The organism is Paenibacillus sp. 01T47, from assembly GCF_056398245.1.
Genome location: NZ_JBFTPA010000003.1, coordinates 115112 through 137240, shown reverse-complemented (window position 1 = coordinate 137240; position 22129 = coordinate 115112). Strand labels below are relative to the sequence as shown.

15 protein-coding genes are annotated in these 22129 nt (G+C 44.3%); 1 reads left to right on the top strand and 14 read right to left on the bottom strand.

All coding sequences use genetic code 11. The features are described 5' to 3' along the window. The first annotated feature begins 22 nt into the window (after positions 1–22). Positions 23–1237 carry an MFS transporter gene (locus AC1DOV_RS08025; protein WP_477549651.1) on the top strand — a complete coding sequence of 405 codons (1215 nt, stop codon included), beginning with the start codon at positions 23–25 and terminating at the stop codon, positions 1235–1237. Here AC1DOV_RS08025 and AC1DOV_RS08020 read toward each other — a convergent pair. The 14 genes from AC1DOV_RS08020 to sigI all read right to left on the bottom strand — a co-directional run bounded on the left by AC1DOV_RS08020 (position 1229) and on the right by sigI (position 21966). After that, entirely contained in the window at positions 1229–3040 is a 1812-nt protein-coding gene (locus tag AC1DOV_RS08020) for a PAS domain S-box protein (protein ID WP_477549650.1), read from the bottom strand. The genes AC1DOV_RS08025 and AC1DOV_RS08020 overlap by 9 nt on opposite strands. A gap of 243 nt (positions 3041–3283) precedes the next feature. Continuing rightward, entirely contained in the window at positions 3284–4159 is an 876-nt protein-coding gene (locus tag AC1DOV_RS08015) for a carbohydrate ABC transporter permease (protein WP_477549649.1), read from the bottom strand. Then, complete coding sequence (locus tag AC1DOV_RS08010) at positions 4156–5061, bottom strand: carbohydrate ABC transporter permease (RefSeq protein WP_477549648.1); 906 nt, start codon at positions 5059–5061, stop codon at positions 4156–4158. The genes AC1DOV_RS08015 and AC1DOV_RS08010 overlap by 4 nt, the downstream gene beginning before the upstream one ends. 104 nt (positions 5062–5165) lie before the next feature. Then, positions 5166–6611, bottom strand: a complete 1446-nt coding sequence (locus tag AC1DOV_RS08005) for an ABC transporter substrate-binding protein (protein ID WP_076267994.1) — start codon at positions 6609–6611, stop codon at positions 5166–5168. Between the two features lie 169 nt (positions 6612–6780). After that, positions 6781–8070 (bottom strand): response regulator, encoded by a 1290-nt coding sequence (locus AC1DOV_RS08000; protein WP_477549647.1) that lies wholly within the window; start codon positions 8068–8070, stop codon positions 6781–6783. Continuing rightward, positions 8063–9865, bottom strand: a complete 1803-nt coding sequence (locus tag AC1DOV_RS07995) for a sensor histidine kinase (protein WP_477549646.1) — start codon at positions 9863–9865, stop codon at positions 8063–8065. Before AC1DOV_RS07995 ends, AC1DOV_RS08000 begins: the two co-directional genes overlap by 8 nt. A 228-nt stretch (positions 9866–10093) precedes the next feature. Next, positions 10094–11323, bottom strand: coding sequence for a 2-oxoglutarate dehydrogenase complex dihydrolipoyllysine-residue succinyltransferase (gene odhB, locus AC1DOV_RS07990; protein ID WP_430057499.1), 1230 nt, complete (start codon positions 11321–11323; stop codon positions 10094–10096). Positions 11324–11329: 6 nt separating this feature from the next. Continuing rightward, positions 11330–14245 carry a 2-oxoglutarate dehydrogenase E1 component gene (locus AC1DOV_RS07985; protein ID WP_339207570.1) on the bottom strand — a complete coding sequence of 972 codons (2916 nt, stop codon included), beginning with the start codon at positions 14243–14245 and terminating at the stop codon, positions 11330–11332. Positions 14246–14538: 293 nt separating this feature from the next. After that, positions 14539–15543: an acetylxylan esterase gene (locus tag AC1DOV_RS07980; RefSeq protein ID WP_477549645.1), complete on the bottom strand. Its 1005-nt coding sequence runs from the start codon at positions 15541–15543 to the stop codon at positions 14539–14541. Between the two features lie 166 nt (positions 15544–15709). Beyond that, positions 15710–16417 (bottom strand): DNA alkylation repair protein, encoded by a 708-nt coding sequence (locus tag AC1DOV_RS07975; RefSeq protein ID WP_477549644.1) that lies wholly within the window; start codon positions 16415–16417, stop codon positions 15710–15712. Positions 16418–16509: 92 nt separating this feature from the next. Continuing rightward, positions 16510–18033, bottom strand: coding sequence for a leucyl aminopeptidase (locus AC1DOV_RS07970; protein ID WP_477509434.1), 1524 nt, complete (start codon positions 18031–18033; stop codon positions 16510–16512). A 232-nt stretch (positions 18034–18265) separates the two neighbouring features. Beyond that, on the bottom strand, positions 18266–19636 hold the full coding sequence (locus AC1DOV_RS07965; RefSeq protein ID WP_076268001.1) for an ATP-binding protein: 1371 nt from the start codon (positions 19634–19636) through the stop codon (positions 18266–18268). 198 nt (positions 19637–19834) lie between these two features. Beyond that, the gene (locus AC1DOV_RS07960) at positions 19835–21154 is read right to left on the bottom strand and encodes an anti-sigma factor domain-containing protein (protein WP_477549643.1); all 1320 of its coding nucleotides are present in this window, start codon (positions 21152–21154) and stop codon (positions 19835–19837) included. Next, complete coding sequence (gene sigI, locus AC1DOV_RS07955) at positions 21151–21966, bottom strand: RNA polymerase sigma factor SigI (RefSeq protein WP_477549642.1); 816 nt, start codon at positions 21964–21966, stop codon at positions 21151–21153. Before sigI ends, AC1DOV_RS07960 begins: the two co-directional genes overlap by 4 nt. Positions 21967–22129 lie beyond the last annotated feature (163 nt).

Sequence of the window (22129 nt, the reverse complement as noted above, 5' to 3'; positions counted from 1 at the left end):
ACATCTGAGAGGGGAACCTATAATGAATACGGATAAACTATGGAGCGCCGACTTCATTAAAATATGTTTAAGCAGCTTTTTTCTATTTTTTGCTTTTTATACATTAGCAACAGCGTTGTCCGTTTATGTGACCAATGGGCTTGGAGGATCTGACACGCAAGCCGGATTATCGATGACTGTTTTCGTTATCGCCTCAGTACTGCTTCGGCCCTTCGCTGGCCAATTGATGACCCGTTATGGGGAACGGAAGATCGTTATTATTTCATTGCTGCTGTTTCTATTGTTTTCGATCGCATACTTAGGTGTTTTTGGCTACGCGATGCTGCTGCTGGTTCGTTTTTTTCATGGCGGCACGTTCGCTATCGCAACTACCTCTACGAATACGACTGCAATCGGAATCATACCCGAGCATCGCAAAGGAGAGGGAATTAGTTACTTCAGCTTATTTATGAGCCTCGCGATGGTCATCGGCCCTTTCGTTGGCTTAACGATAACAACGCATGGCGGCTTTACAGCGATGTTCGCATTATGCGCGGTGTGCGCGCTCATCTCCTTCATCCTAGGCGCTTCAACAGCCAAGAAATCCGCCGCTGCCAAAGCTGAACAACCGATCATAAAAACGAAGAGCAAGCTGCATTGGCGCGATCTTGTAGAGAAGAAAGCTGTGCCCATTGCACTTAGCGGGTTTGTAGTCGCGTTCGCCTACAGCGGGCTCGTAACGTTTATGTCGGTTTATGCTCATGAACAGGCTATTGATCAATATGCCAGCTATTTCTTTGTGTGCTTCGGCATTATGATTGTATTGCCTCGCCCGCTTGTCGGTAAATTGCTTGATCGTGTAGGAGAACATGTCATTGTATATCCCAGCATCGTTATATTTGCCATCGGCATGCTGCTGCTTAGCCAAGCAAGCTCGCCCGTTATTCTGCTTGTTTCCGGTGCTGTCATTGGTCTCGGATACGGCGCCCTGCTGCCTTGCTTTCAGACCATAGCCGTGCTTGCTGCTCCGGCTCATCGCAGAGGGCTCGCTACAGCAACGTTTTATTTGCTGTTCGACCTTGGATATGGAATTGGATCCTACACACTTGGCTCCTTGGCTTCAAGCTACGGGTACAGCGTTATGTATATACTTTGTGCCATTATAATTGCCTTATCTTCCGTCATTTATTTCACACTTCACCATAAACGTAAAAGATTGTTGGCTATATCAGATGATAACGCCTATAGCTCATCCTAGGCCTATCGTTAGCTGATCCTCAACAGGCAGCATAATTTCCACGACTGTTCCTTCGTTCATCACACTGCTAATTTGAAGCGTACCCTTGTGCGCTTCAATAATGCGGTTGCTGATCATTATGCCAAGCCCAGTCCCTTTTTCTTTCGTTGTAAGAAAAGGTTCGCCAATTTTCGAAATAAGCTCCTCCGGTATACCTGGACCGCCATCTATAATTCGGATATGAACGAAGCCATCCTCCAAGCTTGCAACCGTCACAACAACTTCGCCGCCCTGCGGCATTGCCTCTAACGCATTTTTAATAATATTTAAAAAAACCTGCTTAAGCTGGTCCACATTGCAAAATATACTCGGCCGTGTATGGTCAAAACAAACCTTCAACTCCACATTTATAAGAATAGCTTGTGTTTCCAGCAAAGATAATACACTTCGCAGTATCGGCTCTAGAGGCTCGCTGCGATAGTTCGCGAAATGCGGCTTCGCTAACGTCATAAACTCATTTACGATTAAAGTAATACGGTCAATTTCATTGGCCATTATTGAAAAATAATGCGGGTTCTCCGGGTATTTACTGCTTAATAGCTGCGTGAAGCCCTTTAGCGCTGTTAACGGATTTCGAATTTCATGCGCTACGCCTGCGGCAAGCTGACCAATTGCCGACAGCTTCTCCGAACGAATAAGAACCTCCTCCGAGCGTTTGCGGTCGGTCAAATCACGAATCACACTGAGCATGACATCCTTGCCCAAATAATTGTTAATTCGGATACTTGAAACTTCCACATCCAGTAATTTTCCGTCCGTACGAATAAGAACACGTTCCTCAAAAGGTGTTGCCTCGTCCGTCGACATAATGAGATGCATTTTCTCAAGCGTTAATGCATGGTGGCTCTGATGAATAAATTCGAACACACTTGTACCGATTATCTTTGCTTCCGATTCAATTCCTAGCGCTTCCAAAGCTAGCTTGTTCGCGTAAAGCACGATCCCTTGATCACTCATAACGATCGGCTCAGGAACAAACTTTATAATTTTTTGATACAACTTGGCATTTTCCATTAACAATTTTTCTTTTTCACGTTTAGGTGTAACGTCTTGAACGGTTCCAAGCAAGGACAGTTCTCCATTGAACATAATAACTGTACTGTTTCCCTCCAAATAGATGCGGCTGCCGTCTTTTTTTATTCCTTTACTTTTGATAGGGAATTGACTTAATCCAATACCCATTCCACGTAAAATCTTGCTTTTGTGAATATTGATTTCATCCTGATCCATTAAATCGTTTATCGAGATGGCGTACATCTCCTCTACCGTATAACCATACATCTCCGCTAGATACGGGTTGGCATAAACAATCTTATCCCTTAGCCCTACGAATACACCTGCTACAACGTTTTCCATCAAGCTTTTATATAAATATTCCTTTTCGTGCAAGGAAGCTTCCATTCGCTTCTGCTTGGTTATATCATGAATAATAAGCTGGACAGCATTTTTACCATCAAATTTCACAGCTACTGCTCTCATTTCAACCTCTATCACTTGCTGGTCCAGACGAAGCAGCTCGTAATAGGTAAACGTAGAAGGATTAGCCTCTAGAATCAAATAGTTGATCATAGCTGGAAACCGCTCCATAAATTCGGGATGTATGAATTTGTTTATGGGGTCTCCAATGATATCATCGAAATTGCTAATGCCCAGCATGGTTAGCATTGCGTGATTAGCAAAAACAATATTATCTTCTAACACAACAATAAGCCCGTCAGGAAGCATATGAACTAAATGCTGATATCTCTCTTCGCTTTCCCTCAATTGTTCATTAACCTCGACGATTTTAATCCCCTCATCTCATCTCATTTCAACAAGCAGCTTCATCCTGTTGATTACTTTCAACATCTTCTGCCTTCTTCCTGCTCAACTTCAATTTTAAAATACAAAAAAACATTGCCGCCAGCAAGTGTATCGATTAGCGGCAATGTCTATAAGAGAATCATTAATTCGATTTACTACTCATTCATAAAGCCCCGTGCCGCTAAAACTCTAGCTGATGAAATGCTAACCTTTCACCCCAGCTACATTAAGTCCACCCATAATGTAACGCTGGAAAATAAGAAAAAAGATAAGCGGCGGAACCATCGTAATCGAAAGCACCGCAAACTTCACATTCCACTGAATCGTGGAGCCGGAATACACCACATATCTGAAAATACCTGTTGCAAGAGGATACATATCCTTCTCCAGCATAACAAGTGACGGCCAATAAAAATCATTCCATGTGCTGGAGAAATAGAAGATGATAAGCGTCATTAGGATAGGTACCGACAAAGGAATCGCGATCCGAATGAAGCATAGAAACTCACTAGCTCCGTCGATTCTGCCTGCTTCAAACAGTTCCTTATGCAATCCATCGAAAAAGTTTTTCATGAGCAGCAAATAAAAAGCATTCGCGCCTGCTGGAAGCCAAAAGGCCCAGTAGCTGTTTAGCAAACCTAAGCTTTGCAAGTTAAGGAAGTTTGGAATTAAATAAGTAGCAGATGGAATCATCAGGGTAGATAAGAAAAACAGCATGACCACTTTCTTGAAAGGTACCCGCATATGTGACAACGCGAATGACGTCATGCCAATAAAGACAAGGGCGAAAATAACTGTTCCAACAAAAATCATCAGCGTATTTTTCAAAAACTTAAGCATCGGAATAACATGCCATGCATCAATATAGTTATGCCACAGCCAATCCTTTGGGAAAAACGGCGCAGGGAAAGCAAAAAATTCCCCAGTCGTCTTCAGAGAGCTAAGCAGCGTATTCAGAAAGGGATACAGCATGGATACAATGATTATGCCGATAAAAAGCACCATCACAGCGTAACCAAGCTTTACTTGCCAACGTTTGAAATCAAATGACGAGATTATGGAACGCTCGGTATTTTTCATCCTTTTTCACTCCTATTCTGCACTTTCAGGTAGAAGAATGAGAGCACCATCATAACGGCGAACATCATCGTACCCATTGCTGTTGCTTTGCCAAAATCCAAATAAGTAAATGCATTTCTGTTCATAAGCAGCATATAAGTTAAAGTCGCGTTGTCCGGACCTCCGGCAGTCATAGCCAGTTGTGCTTGGAAGCTTTGCGAGGTGTTAATGATTTGAAGTAAAAACATCAGGAACAGCAATGAGCGCAAATTAGGCAGTGTAATAAACTTAATTCGTTGCCATACACTTGCACCGTCGATTTCCGCAGCTTCATACAGATCCCGCGGTATGCCAACGATTGAAGCCAAATAGATGAGCACCGCTCCTCCAAAGTTTTGCCACGTTTCCATAATAACGATCGAGATCATAGACATGCCTTTTGTGAAGAAATCAATTGCCGGCAATCCGATGCCCATCAGAAATGCATTAATTGGTCCGATCGGATCATAAAACCAAACCCACATCCCATACAACACGATAGCTGGTATTACACTTGGCAAATAACCCGCAACGCGAGCTAGCCCTTGAAATCTTCTGAGCTCCGATACAGCAATAGCAACTGCAGCGGGTACCCAAAAGCCAATGACTACGCAAAGCCCCATATAATACAGCGTATTTTTTATTGCGATATAAAAGTCACTTGAACTCGTAATATCGATGTAGTTTTGCAGTCCAACAAAAACATTCCCTTTAACGAAATCCACCTCTTGAAAGCTGAACAGAACTCCCTTAATAATAGGAATCCAGAGAAAGAGCAAGAAAACGATAATTTCGGGAAGTACAAACAAGGCCCCCCAAATATAGAGGTTCCACTTGCGCTTTTTCTTCGTGCTTATCGTTGATGTAATCGTTTGTGTTGCCATGGTTCTCCCCCTCCCAAGGTGCAGCGATACTTATGATCACTTCTAATTTGAAAAAAAGGGCCAATACCGAGGTTATTGGTATTGGCCCTTGGTGTCGCGGCTTATTATTGGATCGTAATTTTATCGTAGAATTCCGATTGGACTTTAGCTGCTGCTTCATCCAACACCTTTTTCAAATCTACATCTTTTGTCGTGAACACTTTTTGAATAACGTTAGCCATTTCAGCATAGAAAGCTTGTGTTTCATACTGCGGCTCTGGCTTACCATCAAGCAAAGCCATCAAAGCAGGGTCATATGTGAACACATTGTCGTGTTTAGCCAACATCGTATCCCATTTTTTACCGAACTCGGATTCTGGTGTCCAGTAGAAAATCGTTTGTGGAATATATACTTTGTTTTCTGCTTTACGTGTAGTGACTTCACCATCGATTGCATTAATGAATTCGTCAGTGAAATACTCCGAAGTCAACCAGTCAAATGCAGTTTTTTGCTGTGCAGCATCTGCTTTAGGGTTGATGACTTTGAAGCTGCCGCCTAGTACGCCAGTATGCTTGCCGCCTTTAGTTACGGATGGGATTGGATAAATAACGACGTCGTCTTTGCTGATACCGCCTGTGTTGATGGCTGCATCCGCTGCGTTGCCGCTTCCACACATAACCATTGCACCGCGGCCTTGGTTAAACAGGTTAAGTGCATCGCCGTAGCCTAGAGCCCAGTTTTTCGGAAGCACGTCAGCATCTTTCAGCTGCTTGTAAAACTCCAACGCTTTCAAACCTTGTTCACTATTGAATGTTGCTTTTACTTTGCCGTTCTCAACCGTTTGAATGTCGCCGCCCGCTGCAAACAAGAAGTTCGTCCAGTTCCAGCCTGCTTCTGTGCCTTTGCCCATTGGGATAAAACCAGCAATACCTTTAGCCGGATCGTTTACTTTTTTCGCCGTTTCAATCAGCTCTTCCCAAGTCCAGTCAAGCGATGGAAGCGGAACGCCTTTTTCTTCGAAAATTTTCTTGTTAAGCGTAATTGTCATAACATAAGCATCTACCGGAATACCATAAATTTTACCGTCAACGGAGAACGGACCAGTCATAATTGGATTTAAATCATCTTTGTTTTTCCAATTTTCAATAAGGCTCGTAACATCAGCCGCCCAGCCTTTTTCTGCTAGAACACGTCCTTCTGTCAAATAAGCATTAAACTCTGTTGGCGCATTGTTAGCAGCCATTTTAATTCCGATTTCAGATGGATTGTACTGCCAATCATCCGTTTTGATCGTAACGTTAGGGTTTGCTTTTTTGAAACGCTCAATTTTCAGGTTCAACTGCTCGATTGCTTCTGTTCTATCCGGCGGTTGGCCTTGAACTGTAATTTCAACAGGCTCTGCTGGTTTCTCTGTTGCTGGCTGCTCCTCTGTTTTGTTTACAGCTGCATTCGTTGCTTTTCCAGCATTTTCTTCTTTTCCTTTATTCCCGCCATTGTTACTGCCGCCGCTGCAGCCTGCCAATACAATCATTAGTACCAGCATGCTGATTACGATTCCCCTGATCTTCATCGTGTTAGTTCCCCTCTCAATTAGGTCTTTTGTTGCTTGCATCCTCATTATAAGTCAGCTACTTCTCTCTACACGATGGTCGCTGTTACGGTTAAGGTGTGCGCTGTTATGATTTCGACATAGGGTTCGACATATAAAAACTGCTCGCGCAGCAGCACGAGCAGAAATGTTATTTTTTTAAATCTGATAGATTATAGCCAAAGTACTTTTTAAACATTTTGCTAAAATGCTCCGGCGACTCATAACCAATCTCATCCGCAATCTCGTATCTCCGCATATCAGTCGTAAGCAGCAGCCTTCTTCCCGCTTCCATTCTCTGCTTCGTCAAGTAGTCCCATATCGTAATATTTAGCACCTTTTTAAATAAATAGCTCAAATAATTGGGACTTAGATGAACGGCGTCCGCAATATCCTGCAGCTTCATTCCTTTTTTACTAAAATGTTTGTCTATGTAGCCTCTCGCTTCCTGAATATCTCCATTATGATCCTCAGTAGATTTTTTGTCTGACATATCCTCGGCCAAAAACACATGATGGTCATGATGAACCTCTGTCATTTTTAACGCGGATATCGCTTCCTTATAAAGCTCTGCCCAACTGAACAGCCCTTCCTTAATCGTACTAATCCCAATCGTGCATTGGACATTTAAGTATTCCAGCAGATGCGCATGAAGCTGTTGTCCGATCGTCGTCAGCAAGCTGCTTCTCATCGAATGGTCCAGCTCCTTCGCAGAAAGCTGCAGCACGACAGTCAGAGCTCCATTCGGTGAATAGAACAATAACTTATCCCAGCTGCTGATCGTTTCCTCTACCACGTTGTAGCAGGCATACTTAATCAAATTCCGATCCCGCAAGGACTGAATATCTTTATCCGTTTTACCAGCGTTTTTCAAATGCAGCTGGATCGTAAACAAACAGAAGTAGGGGCCCTCCATCTTTAATCCTAATGATTGAAATAAAGCTTCAACCTCCGACTCGCCAAGGCCTTCCGTAATTAACTCATTAAGCAGCATATGCTGCTTTGGATTCGTTTCCTCCAAATAAAACTTGCGGTTGAACGCAGCATCGGAAGCCGTACGGAGCTCACTTTCCTTATGTCTTAGCAAGCCTCCAACAATCTGTATAAGCTGCTTCGGCATGACTGGTTTCACGATATATTCTTTGGCTCCGAACTTCATTGCTTTTTGTGCATAAGCAAATTCTCCATGCGCTGACAGCACGATAATCGGCACAGCGCTATTTTCTACAAATATCGTTTCCATGAGCTCAATGCCGTTCATATGCTCCATCTGAATATCTGTAATGATCAAATCTATTTTTTCCAGTCGAAAATAATCCAAAGCTTCAAAGCCATTGCCAGCCGTAAACAGCTCGCCGATTTGAATATCCGACTGCCTTAATATTGAGCTGATCCCTTTACAAATCATCGGTTCATCATCAACAATCAGTATATTATACATGCTCTTCCTCCCTCATGAGGTCATCTATGGTATGTGAGATTGGTATCGTAAGCTGAGCCCGAAGCCCGCCTTCCGCACGCAAAGCATATTCCAAACCGAATAACTCGCCAAAATGCAATTGGATTCGTTTATTGACGTTTAGAATGCCGTATCCCGCATCAGGATTTCGGCCTTCCAAAATATCATAAATGTGCGCAACATCCCTCAAGCGATATCCGTTGTCTTCTATTGCAATGACGATGTAATCCAGCTCCAGCTTGATCGTTATCCATAGCTCGCCATCACTATCCATTCGTTTGATGCCATGTACGATTGCATTTTCGATAAGCGGCTGCAGTACAACCTTCGGAATTAGACAGCTCTTCGCTTCCTCTTGAATGATCCAATTGACATTAAAATTATAATCATAACGTTTTAGCTGCAGCCTTACATAAGCCTCTGCATGCTGCAGCTCTTCTTCAATCGTAATTAATGATTTGCCGCGGCTAAGGCCAATTCGCATAACAAGGGACAGATCACGCACCATTTCCGCTGACTCGTCCGTTCCCTCAAGCGTCATCCGCCAATAAATAGACTCCAGCGTATTGTACAGCAGATGCGGATTGATTTGTGAATGAAGGATCGACAGCTCCGCCTCCTTTTGCTTCAGCTCAAGCTCATATTTATCATGGATCGTTTCATTTAACCGCTCTGTCATATCCATGAAATTGTTGTTTAAAATTTCGATTTCATCCTTAGTACGCTGCGGATACTGTGTTAATCCAAGTGGTTTGCCTGGCTCATAAGAGCGTGTATGTCTAGCGAGTCTAGAAATTGGACGAACAATGGAACGAATAAAGTAAACACCTAATAAGAGCAACAGCAGGAAATAACCCATCATTGAATAATAAACGAGCTGCTCAATAACCTTATGATCACCGATAATGGATTGCAGCGGTGTTTTGTAGAGCAGCTTTGTTTTGCTTTGCTCGCTTTGATGAATGGCATACAGCCACTTCTTGCCATCAACCTCCAGCGTATAATATCCACTCGGCGAACTCGATACGTAGTCCGGCAACGGGAGGATCTTTCCGATGGAGTAGTTGCTTGTTGTTGAGATGATCGTATTATCTTCATTTAAAATCAATAATTCGCCATCCTTCGCCACATTATCAGGATCAAGATCACTTGCCAGCACACGTTCAAGTCCCGACGCGATCAAGTACCCAGCTTCTGGTGATCGCCCATTCGTTATGCTGTTCATTTGTTTAACCATAACAAGCGTCTCCAGATCGGACGGATTATCTCCGAATTGATGCAGTACCTTCAGCACTCCCCGTCCCTGAGCACGATAAGCCTCCTTATACCATGGAAGCGCATCCACATTTGTAGAGAAGTAGATGCCTCGCGTCTGCATATCCAAAGAAGGCACAAAAGAGTAAAGGCTTTCAGAATCCGGCATGAAAAAAGAATACGCTATTTTAGGAGATGTTTGTTTGAGCAGCATCTCATCCAGAGACGTGAATCGTCTAAAACGCTCGTAGGATGAAGACAACGGGATATTAAGCATTTCCTGAATTTCCTTGGTCATCATGATCGAATTCATGGTCTCTTCCATATGCATGATAGTTCGATCAATCGTTACATGACTCGATTCCACCCACTTCACCAGCGTCGAACCCACTTGCCGTTCCGTAATTTCTGCGACATTCCGCGAGACAACCCAATCCATAAAAATAACAGGTATAACGACTAGTACGATAAACAACGCGATGAACCGCTGGAGCATTGTGAGATTAGTAAAGGATTCTCGCATCTATTATGCAGCCTCTTTCCATTGAATACTTCTTAAATCTAAATTGTAGCCGATAATACGCCCGCTTCCATGTTCAATATTATGTTTATTGTAATCGATATTCAGATCTTTTTTCGACATCTTTTTTCATAACATAATAAAACGGCCATCTTAATCGCAAAAAAAAAAGACTGTCCTTTAAGTAGATCACTCTACTTAAAGGACAGTCTCTAATGTGATGCTTTATATTTAGCCTTCGAGAAGAAGTGCTTCTGGATCCTCTAGAAGCGCTTTGACGGTTACGAGGAAGCGAACAGCTTCGCTGCCATCTACGATACGGTGATCGTAAGACAATGCAAGATACATCATCGGACGGTTTTCCATACGAACGTCATCGATTGCTACTGGACGAATTTGAATTTTGTGCATGCCGAGAATACCAACTTGCGGTGCATTAAGAATTGGCGTGGACAGCAAGGAGCCAAATACGCCGCCATTCGTAATAGTGAAGCTTCCGCCTTGCAAATCAGAAATAGCAAGCGTGTTTGATCTTGCTTTGCCAGCAAGCTCAACGATATTTTTCTCGATTTCAGCGAAGCTTAGACGGTCCGCGTCACGAACGACCGGAACGACAAGACCTTCTTTTGCAGATACTGCAATGCCGATATCATAGAATTTTTTCGTAACAATATCTTCGCCGTCAATTTCAGCATTAAGCAGCGGGAATGCTTTAAGCGCACCAACTACAGCTTTCGTAAAGAATGACATAAAACCTAGGTTTACATCATTTTTCTCGAAGAAAGCTTGCTTGCGGCGTTTGCGCAAATCAAGAATCGCAGTCATATCCACTTCATTGAAAGTCGTCAGCATCGCTGCTGTGCGTTGTGCTTCAACTAAGCGGTTAGCAATCGTAACCCGGCGACGAGACATCCGTTTGCGTTCAGTCGGCTTCACATCTTTGCCTGCGTTAGCAGGTTCTGATTGTGTTAGCGGAGCAGATTTAACCGGAGTGGCAACCGCTGGTGCAGGTGCAGCAGCAGGAGCTTGTCCTTGCGCTGAAAGATCAATGCCTTGCTCACGAGCACGTTTACGAGCAGCTGGCGATGCATTAATCGTTGCTGCACTTTCATTTGCAGAAGAGGCAACAGGCGCTGCTGGAGCAGCAGCTGGTGCAGCTACTGCGGCAGGAGCAGCAACAGGAGCTGGCTCAGCTGCCGGAGCAGCAGGTGCGGCTGCGCCGCCCGCTGCTTCTCCAATCGAACCGATCGCTTCGCCTACAAGTACAACTTCTCCGTCTTGTTTAGCGATGCGAGATACAACACCGCTATTGTCAGCGCTAATTTCTATGTTAACCTTATCGGTTTCAAGCTCTAGTAGGACATCTCCCTGATTGACGGAGTCGCCTTCCTTCACGAACCATTTGGTAATTGTGCCCTCAGAAATGGACTCGCCTAGTTCCGGTACAATAATTTCAGCCATTAGTCACTACCCCCTAATCAAACTTGTTTCAACTGGTTTGCCGTTCAATGCTGTCGAAATAATCCATTTTTGTTCTGCGGCATGTACTTCTTGGTGTCCGCTTGCAGTACTTGAACGATCAGGTCTGCCAACGTAGCGAACAGCTGCCTTCTTAGGAGCTAACGCGCGAAGACGCGGTTCCATGAAGCTCCATGACCCCATGTTTTGCGGTTCTTCTTGTACCCATACGATTTCTTCAAGCTTGTCGAATTGCTTCACAATGCGTTCGATTTCTGCATGAGGGAACGGATACAGCTGCTCTACTCTTGCAACACGCAGCCATTCATAATCTTCAGCATTTGTCGATGCAAGCGCCTCTTCAATATCGATAGCTACTTTACCTGTGCAAAGAAGCAAACGTTTCACTTTATCCTTCTGTTCCTTCGGCTCTGTCAGCTTGAATTGCGGAAGCACCGGCTTGAATGAGCCTTCGCTGAACGCAACACCATGCGACGCAACACGAGGGTTACGGATCAAGCTCTTAGGCGCCATTAGAACGAGCGGACGAACATGCTCCGTGCCAAGCGACGCTGCTTGCTTACGCAGCAAGTGGAAATATTGAGCGGACGTTGAAAGGTTCGCAACGGTCCAGTTGTTATCAGCTGAAAGCTGAAGGAAACGTTCAAGTCTAGCGCTTGAATGCTCCGGTCCTTGGCCTTCATAGCCATGCGGCAGCAAAATCGTAATGCCTGATTTTTGCGACCATTTCGCACGGCCAGCTGAAATGAATTGGTCAAAAATAACTTGGGCAACGTTGGCAAAGTCACCATATTGCGCTTCCCAGATAACAAAGGTTTCAGGCGCAAATACGTTGTAGCCATATTCAAAGCCGAGTACTGCCGTTTCCGACAATGGGCTGTTATGAACGGCAAAGGATGCTTTCGCTTGCGGTAAAATGTGCAGCGGCGAGAACTTTGCTGCCGTCGCATTATCATTAAGCATGATGTGACGATGTGCAAACGTTCCGCGCTCCGAATCCTGACCGCTTAGACGAATAGGTGTACCGTCTGCAAGAATCGTTGCGAATGCAAGCGTCTCGGCATGTGCCCAGTCAACCTTTTCCCCATCGTTCAAAGCTGAAGCTCTGCGCTGCAAAATACGTTGAAGCTTCGTATATTCGGTGAAACCCTCTGGACGGTTAAGCAGCTCCAGGTTGATTTCACGAAGCGTCTCAAGAGGAACTGCAGTGCGTACTTCCTCGCCTGTAGGCAGCGTTGTTTTGTTTTGCTCACCACGAAGCTTCGGCTCGCCTTCCTTCGCTTTCATCGCATCATAGGCTGCTTGCAGCTTGCCGTTCGTACGTTGACGCAATTCTTCAACCTGCGCTTCCGTAATCGCCTTCTCACCCTTCAACTGCTCGCTGTAAAGCACGCTTACGGTCGGATGATTGCGAACCTTTGCATACATCAGCGGTTGTGTTACTTCTGGATCGTCCATTTCATTATGACCGAAACGACGGTAACCAATCAAATCAATAACAAAACCTTTATTGTAGCGGAGACGGTATTCACAAGCGAGGCGTACTGCTGCCAAGCAAGCTTCCGGCTCATCCGCATTTACGTGTACGATAGGAATGTCGAAGCCTTTCGCAAGATCACTTGCGTAATGCGTCGAGCGTGAATCAATGCTGTTCGTCGTAAAGCCAAGGCGGTTATTTGCGATAATATGAATCGTACCGCCATTGTGATAACCTTGCAGCTTGTTGAAATTGAGCGTTTCCGCAACAATTCCTTCTCCAATGAAAGCCGCGTCGCCGTGAACGGCAATCGTCACTGCTTTCGCTGGATCTTGTGTAGGCATTCCACGCTTGCTTCGATCTTCTTGAGCAGCGCGTGTGAAGCCTTCAACTACTGGATTAACAAATTCCAAGTGGCTCGGGTTGTTCGCAAGGGTAAGATTCGCACGAATCGTTTCGCCTTCCTTCACAGCTCTGTCAGCACCTAGATGATATTTTACGTCGCCGGTCCAGCCATAATTAAGGCCCATTGATCCTTCAGACGGAATAAGCTCTTTATTCGGAGCATGGTGAAATTCAGAAAATATTTTCTCATAAGGCTTGCCAAGTACATGCGTCAGTACGTTGAGACGACCGCGATGCGCCATGCCCATAAGGATATGGTTTGCTCCATCATGCGCTACGGAGCGGACGATTTCATCAAGCACTGGCACGAGCATGTCTACGCCCTCGATAGAGAAACGTTTTTGTCCAACGAATGTCCGGTGCAGGAAGTTCTCGAAATACTCAACTTCCATTAGACGCTCAAGCAGCGCTGAACGTTCTCTTGCAGACAGCGGTGCTGGGAAGCTTCCCGACTCCGCCTGTTTGTTAAGCCAATTGCGTTCACTCTCATCATGAATATGTGTAAATTCATACGCCGCTGAACGGGTATAAATCTCTCTCAAGCGGTTGATTGCTTCCCAGCCATTCGAGATTGATGCTGGCGCATTATCCCAAATAAGCGATGCTGGAATAGAAGTTAAATCCGCTTGCGTAAGTCCGAAAGTTTCTGGCTCAAGCAGCTTTGTATCAGCAGCAGGGCTGAAGCCGAGCGGATCAATATCTGCAGCTAAATGGCCGTATCTGCGAATGTTCAGCATTAGCTGATGCGCAGCGACAACCTTTTTCAACATATTTGAATCAATCGGACCAGGTGCTGCTGCATGTGATGCAGCCTTTTGCTCGCTTGGCTTAGCCGTAATGCTCGGAGCTTCTCCTTGTAGTGTAGCCGGAGGTTCCCCGAAACGTACAAAAAGCTCACGAACTGTAGACTCTACGGAGTCTGGATCAGTTAAGAAACGCTCGTATTGCTCCTGCACATACCCAAGGTTGGGGCCATAGTAGCTTTGCCAAGGCGAATAATTTCGCTCATCATGGTTGCTCATTGCAGAAAATTCCACCCTCTCTATTCATTGCCATCCTATTATTTTCTAAGGCGATGCTCGCCATACATGCTCGCCAACTTGCACTTGCCTAAATCGTTTTCAATAATAATCAAGCAAACACTAATCCCTTAACATATAAAGGGAAAAGTAAGAAAAATGAACATGTGTCAGGGACACCGTTTTATAGCTCATATATATTCTAGTACATAGTACGCTCTCCATCCATAACCATATTGGCATCGATATCATCCATTTGAAGCATTGATTGTCTCTTTTGGACAACTAATTGAGCATTAATTCTGATCTTGCTGCTCGATTGCATCAATTGAAGGCTTTAGGCCGTTTTTCAGCGCTTCCTGTAAAAACAAAATCGATTCTCGGTTCTGGTATTCGCTTACCTCATGACCTGAAAATGGATAATCATTTAGCTGCTTAAGCGATCGTATCCGATTGTATACGGCGTAGATGGTCTCTGGCATACACACGGTATCTTTCCATCCAACCGACATCAACACAGGCGCCTTAATGCGTTCAGCCAAATTCAACAAGTCAAAATGAGCAAGCGTAGACAGCACTGCGTTGAGCCGATCAGGATACCTTTTAATGTACTGAGCAATTTCCGTAAGCGAGCTCGTCGAATTCATTAGGCCAAAATCCATATGGCACATGTTCGGAATATCGGCAACGACCGCGCTTACCTTGGAGTTCAGCGCTGCAGCAAGCAATGATAATCCGCCTCCTTGACTAGCGCCAACAACCGCAATCCGCGACTCATCCACCTCATCCTGTAGGGCAGCTGTATCCACCGCTCTAACCGCATCCATTGTAATCGCCTGGTAGTAGCTGCGCTCGGTATTCGTTATTCCCTGTGAAACCCAGCCTTTGACGAAACCTTCATCAGTGGTTAGCAAGCTGCCTGTTTCGCCACCTTGCCCTCTAGCATCAACTGCAAATACGGCATAACCCAGCAGCAGCCACGCAGCATAACGCTCTGGTAGTCCCTTATCGCCTGTATAACCCTGATAAATAACGACACAAGGCAGCTTCGAACCGTTCACTCCTTGCTGAGGCACGATGTATAACCCGTGAATAGGCGTATCATCTCCGCCTTTAAAAGTTAAACGCTCCGTTCTCACCGTTGTGATTGGAGTTTCAACCGTTTGTCTCCTCACATCAAGCGGCCTCTCTGCATAGCTGTTTAATACATTTTCCCAGTATTGATTTAACTCTTCAACATCCATCGTTACGGATGGCCGATAAGCTAATAAATCATTTTTCCTTCTATTTATTGCATGCATATAAGTATACCCCTATTCCACTATGTATTTTCGTTCCGACACACAAAGAAATTGTTCTTTGAGGCATAAATAAAATAAGCTATCTCAAGTTTAACTCATTGAGCCAAACCAAAAATAGCCTTTTTTGAAAATGAATTGTTCATTATATACCGTAGGGCATTAACAGTTAGCAGATACATGTTTTTTTCTTAACGCCTGCTTTGCCCAAAGAAACTGTTTTTTGGATGTAATCACTAGCTAACGGGACCTTGCACGCTGTATTTCCGACATCTACATGCACCTTGCCGATGAATGCTGCAACGGCCTCTGCTTCTTCACGCAGCTCCGTGACATAAATACCGACAATCATCACGAAGGTGTTCATCGTATAACGAACACGATTTTGCTCCGTATGAATAGTTTCCTTTATTCTATTTAACAAAAAGCGTATTTCATCAAAATCCAGCTGCTCGTCCGGTGTAATAGAGAGGTAATTCGCATAAGTGCTCCAGCCGCACGTTGACACCATTTCTTCCGAGGAGTCTATCCATTCTACTGCCAGCTCATGGGCAAAAGGGCTTTCCGCTGCGACACCTGCTACCGTATATTCTGCTGCCATGTACCAATAAGCTTGTTTGACCCATTGCTGCAGCGTCTCTTTAGCAATGGTTTTTGGATTAACTGAAAGTCCCGCCAAATACATCGCATCGCTATTACTGGACGCAAACAGCTTTAGCGCTAGCTCTTCGTCTTTTTTCACATATTTAACAAGCTTCTTCAAATCACCGATTTTCACACCAAAGAGCGGCTCCATCGCTCCATGACGAATAAAGGTCATTTTTGTTTGCTCATTGCCTAGCCGCTCTAATTCCTTCATTATCTCTTCATAGGTCATATGTCAGCCCTCCATTTTAGTCCACGTATTACTTCGCAAATAAAGGAGGTACGCCATGCGCGGCGAACCTCCAAATCATCACATCTCAAAGCTTATTCTTGCTGTACAATCAATTCAACTAAAGTTCTAACCATAACGCCAGTAGCTCCCTTAGGCTCCCAGCCTCTGCTCGAATCCAGCCATGCAGTTCCGGCAATATCGAGATGCACCCACGGTAATCCTTCGGCAAAATGTCCAATGAACAATCCGCCGGTTATCGTACCGGCATATCTTCCGCCGCTATTTTTCAAATCTGCTGCATCGCTTCTAATCTGCCGCTTATATTCCGGATAAGAAGGAAGCTGCCAGATTCGTTCGCCAGCTCTCTCTGACGCAAGCTGCACCTGTTTGTAGAGCTCGTCATTGTTTGTAATCGCGCCTGTTGCGTGCGTACCCAAGGCTACGGATACGGCACCAGTTAAAGTTGCCACATCAATCAGCTTCGTTGCTCCTCTTGTAATGGCGGTCGTAAGTCCGTCTGCCAGCACTAATCTGCCTTCAGCATCGGTATTCACAATCTCAACGGTATGGCCGCTCATCATGCGCAGCACATCTCCAGGTTTAATCGCTCGGTCTGAAGGCATATTCTCAGCTGTCGGAATGACTGCGATGACGTTGATTGCTGGTTTCAGCTCTCCAATGACGCGAATAGCACCCAGCACAGCAGCAGCGCCGCCCATATCGGAAATCATATCCTGCATGCCTTCCGCTCTCTTCAAGGAAATACCGCCCGTATCAAACGTAATTCCTTTTCCGATTAGTCCCCATGCCTCTTCTGAATTTGGATTGCCTTTATAGTGAATAACGATCATACGCGGTGGATTTATGCTGCCTTGTCCAACGCCTAATAGACCGCCCATCCGCTGCTCAGCCGCGCTCCACTCGTCAATGACTTCTATTTCCAAATCAAGCTCACGCGCTAATTCCTCTGCATGATACGCCAACCGTTCTGGCGTAAGATCATTACCAGGCAGATTCGTAAGATCTCTTGCTAAAATGACCCCTTCAGCATACAACCGGCCTTTTGTTATTCCTTGTGTCCATAAAGCGGCTTCCTCTGCTGATGCAGCTGCTCCCTGTGGTACGAGTGCAACCTCTTTCAGCGAAAATCGCTCCGCTTTCTCCCGTTTCAACGGCTGTCGATCATGAAGCGCGAGCAGCAAGCCCTCAGTCAGCGCTTGTGCAGTAGACTCTGCTCCAAGGTTTTCAGCTTGCCCTTCAACAAGTGCATCAGACAGCAGTACTTGCACATTTACCGCCTGTAATTTTTTCAATGCTTTGGCTGCAGCCGCTGCTGCAAGCCGCAGGCTCGTAGCTCCGCCATCCTGATCAAGCCCAACAAACACGATGTGAGACGCAGGATACAATCCAAGTGTCGGCATAATCTCCGTTTGCTCCGAATCCGCTTTAAACAATCCTTTAGCATAACGTCCTCTAAGCGCTTCATCGATTTGCGGCTGTACGATCGGGGTAACTGCATCTGATTGCGTCAACTCTTTTTTACTGACAAAACGAATAACCGCATCTACATTTGCTTGCTCTGTACCGCGAACCCCGTATGTAAATTGAATAGTCATTATTATTTCCTCGCTCTCCAAATGGATTTGCCTAACCGAATCCATTTCATTTGAATCGTTTCAATCGCTTTTTTCAAACTCATTATACCTAAGCGTTCTCCTCTTTGCCATGTTTATAATTGCAGACTTGTCACTTAGCTAACATGATATGAAAAAGCAAAATACTCCCCGCCCACGATTGGGGGAGAGCATCCGATTCAATTCAGCTAAGCCAATCCTTTTGTAGTGAACATTAAGCTAATGGCAGTGTCAGAATAAATTCAGTTCCTACCCCTAATTGACTATCCACTCTAATCGTACCATTATGATTGCGAACAATTCTGTAGCTTACCGATAAGCCTAACCCTGTACCCGACTGCTTCGTCGTAAAGAAGGGGTCAAACAATCTGCTCATCGTTGCTTTGTCCATGCCTTTTCCATTATCCTTAATAATAATTTCGGCAAATTGTCCATTTCCACGCGTAATAATATCAATAAGGCCCCTTCGCTCGCTCTGAACTTCTTCAATCGCATCGAGTGAATTTTTAATAATGTTCAAAATAACCTGCTTCACTTGTTTAACATCAATCGAGACGAGATGCTCTGAGCAATAACACTCCGCTTTAATTTCGCAATTCCGCATCAAAGCTTCACTTTCTGTCAGAAGCACAACCTCTTTTATTAAATGATCGATAGACACCAATTGTTTCATTGGTGCTGATGGCTTGGACGAATTTAGAAATTCATAAATGATATCATTTGCCCGGTCGATTTCCGTTAAAATAATACGAGCGTATTCTTCTTTGCCCACTTCCAGTAAATATGGCCGCAATAGCTGAATAAAGCCGCGAATGCTTGTCAACGGATTACGAATTTCATGTGCAATTGCAGCAGCAATTTTCCCGAGCATGGCAAGCTTGTCGTTTTGCAATGCCGTCTGCTCAATTTGCTTATATTCAGAAACATCCTTCACGCTAATTAAAAAATCACCGTCTAACTGATCACCGTATGTAACCGTTACCAATAGATGTTTACCATCTTTGTGTTGGAACTCATAATACTTGCTATGCATGAGAAACATTTCTTTGTAGAGTCTAAGAACTGTTCGCTTCGTGCTGCTAGTAAGCCGCCGATGTCTTAATATTTCCTTTATCGTACAACCAATTAATGTTTTCCGAGGGATGTCGAGCAGCTTGGCCATTTGTACATTAATAAACGATAAAATTCCATCACTATCAAACAAAGCAATTCCGCTGTCCATGTGCTGCAAAACATTTTCATACTTATTTTTGACTCGTTCAAAGGAGCGGTTGGACCTGAAAAGCATCTCTCGCATTTCAGTGAATTTTTGCTCCGTTGATCTCTCTGGCTGCAAACGAAATCGGCAAGCAACCATAATCTCCATTAAAAATACAAAGGAACGATTATATAATCGCACAGCCTCCTCCGAGTCAACATTTGCAGCCAAAGACTGTATGCATTCCTCATGTACGGCAATAATTTCTTCAGGATTTATTCCGTAAAGCTCCTTGCCAAGCTCGTTAGCATGGAATAATGATACTTCCTTACCACTCCGAATATACTCGGCAAGCGCCGGGAAATAGCGCTTTCGAATGGCCAACATCTTGTACTCCTCCCCGGCAGCATCTATAAATAACGGTTACAGTTACTACTAATCATAGGGCGAGTTTACAATCCCTGTCAATCGGAAATCCTGTCGAATTATGCACCGTAAATAGGCAAAAAGTCTGCCCAAAAGTCATCTAGGACTTTAGCCTACTGCATTCATTTCCTGCTATTTGTTCATTTTTATATCGGAAGTCTAATCATTATTGTTGCTCCCCCGACCTTTATACCATCTATCCCAATCGTACTTCCATTCCTTATTTTTTTTATCATCATCTCGATTTTTCCAATTATGATTTTCCTGATTGCCTTGATGACTGTTTACGTTATTATTGCGATTATTGTTGCGATCATTGCGATCTCGATTTCGATCATTGTCATCATCATTATTATTTCGATCATGATTATGATTGTTATTATTTTTGTCGTCATCGTTATGATCGTTTTTACCGCCGCTCGGCATTGTAGGCTGAACTGGCTTAGTTGGTTTCCCTGGCGTAATTACCGGCTTGTTGCCCCATGTCCCGTTTTTATTGGGCTTATTAGTTGCGTTGCCTTTATTTACTCCGCTAACGACAGGCTTATTTGGTTTTTCCACTTTTACAGGCTTGTTTGCAGTTGGAGTCGTAGTCGGTTTAATCGGTTTCGGTTTCGGCTTTGTTTCTTCCTTTTGCTGCTTAACCTTATCCTCTTTCTCCAGTGCTACCAGCTTCTTGAGCTTTTCTTTGCTCGTATCTCCCGCATTGCTAACAATCGTCTTCACTCCGCCGATAGACGCTGTTGCCTGATCGATGGATTGCTTTTTCAATTGCTCCAATTCGATACTGTAACCTTCATCCTTTGCCATTAAATATACGGCCATCTTGCCTGAAGAAATACCATTTATAGCTGCCTCCTCACGCACCTCATTAGGCAGCGACAACGTTGTAATTGTAGCAGTTGCTGCTTCTGCCTCAAGCTGAGCGAGCAGCATTCTCAGTTTCTCGTCGACTTTTCCCGTCAAAATATTCTCAAAATCGCCTTTACTCGCAAAATTGTCGTCTAATAAAACACTCGTAATAAAAATATCTTTGTTTGGCGTATCCAGATAATGTGAGCCTTTAGCCCTCTCCAAAATAGAAGCTGCAACCTCTTCCACATGAATACCTGCGTATTTGAGCCCTTTAATAATGACTTCTCCATCTTCATTAAGTGCGCGAAGCTCACGTACTTTCTCGTTTTCATCGACGCCCAGCTCTACGCTTGGATTAATATCCATGCTCACGTAAGCAACTACGGATTGTGAGTCTCTTTGCATGAAAAATAAAAGTGGAACAAACAGAATCAAAATAAGGGCGGCAGCACTCCCATACCAATAAATCGGCCTCTGGATGATGTGCTTCTTAAACTCTTCTTCGAATGTCACTTCTTCTCCGATTTGTGTAGTTCCCTGAATAGGGGCTTGCAAAAATTGACCGTCTGCCGTCATCACAACTGCATACTGCTTATGAATGCTCATAACGACTCCACGTTTCATTTGCTTGCCTCCTTATTCTCGACGATGCGCTCATCGGATATATGTAAATAATCATGCATGTAAGGGTATGTTCCAGAAATGATTAGTGCGATAGCAATAATATATTTTCGATTTCTTTCCACCGTTTTGCGGGAAACGCCGCACATTTCGGTCAGCTCTTTTACAGCCAGCTTATTCGTTTGCCTTAAAGAATCTAATAAGTCCGGTTCACTTACGAGCGTTTGCGCGATACCAATCAACAGCTTTCTTGAATCGGTATGCTTGGGAGAATTGTCTACCAATTCTGCAAAGGAAATGCCAAATCGCAAAAGCTCTTGATTAAGCTCAGTAATCTCAAGCCTTCTCTCGTCCTCTGTGCGCTTCATTTCAAATGCAGTCATCGCTTGTCTTGTCTCGACTGAATTATATTGAGGCTGCTCCTCATCCTCTGAGTCGAACATACTGTAAGGCACAACCTGAGAATGCCTCTGTTCTTTCCGGACATGGTCAATAAGCCGACGACGAATGACGGTTTCAGCAAATCCGAGAAATGATTTTCCAGCACTGCTGGAAAACTGATTGATGGCTTCATTAAAAGCGAGCAGCGCTATGCTGAATTCATCATCTCGACTCGGATCGATATACCGTTTACAAAATCGACTTGTAACTTTCATTATATATGGCTTATAGTCTGCTATGAACTGCTCACGCAGCAGTTCGTCACCTTCATGAATATGAGCAACCCATTGTTCTGGAGTGAGCTTCTGCTCATCCTCTGCTGCTTTGGCAGAAACAGACTTCCGCAGAAAGCGTTTGAACAAAACAAGTAACAACCGCTCCACCTCACTATTAGTATGATTCGTTTCTGTCTGCCCGGTTTCGGGGGGTACATTCTGAGAAAATCTTAATTTACATTTAAAAGCATCTTTAGTGCCATTTATATCGCCAAAAAACCGTTGATTGAGAAACAAACGAACCTAATAAAATTACAAAATG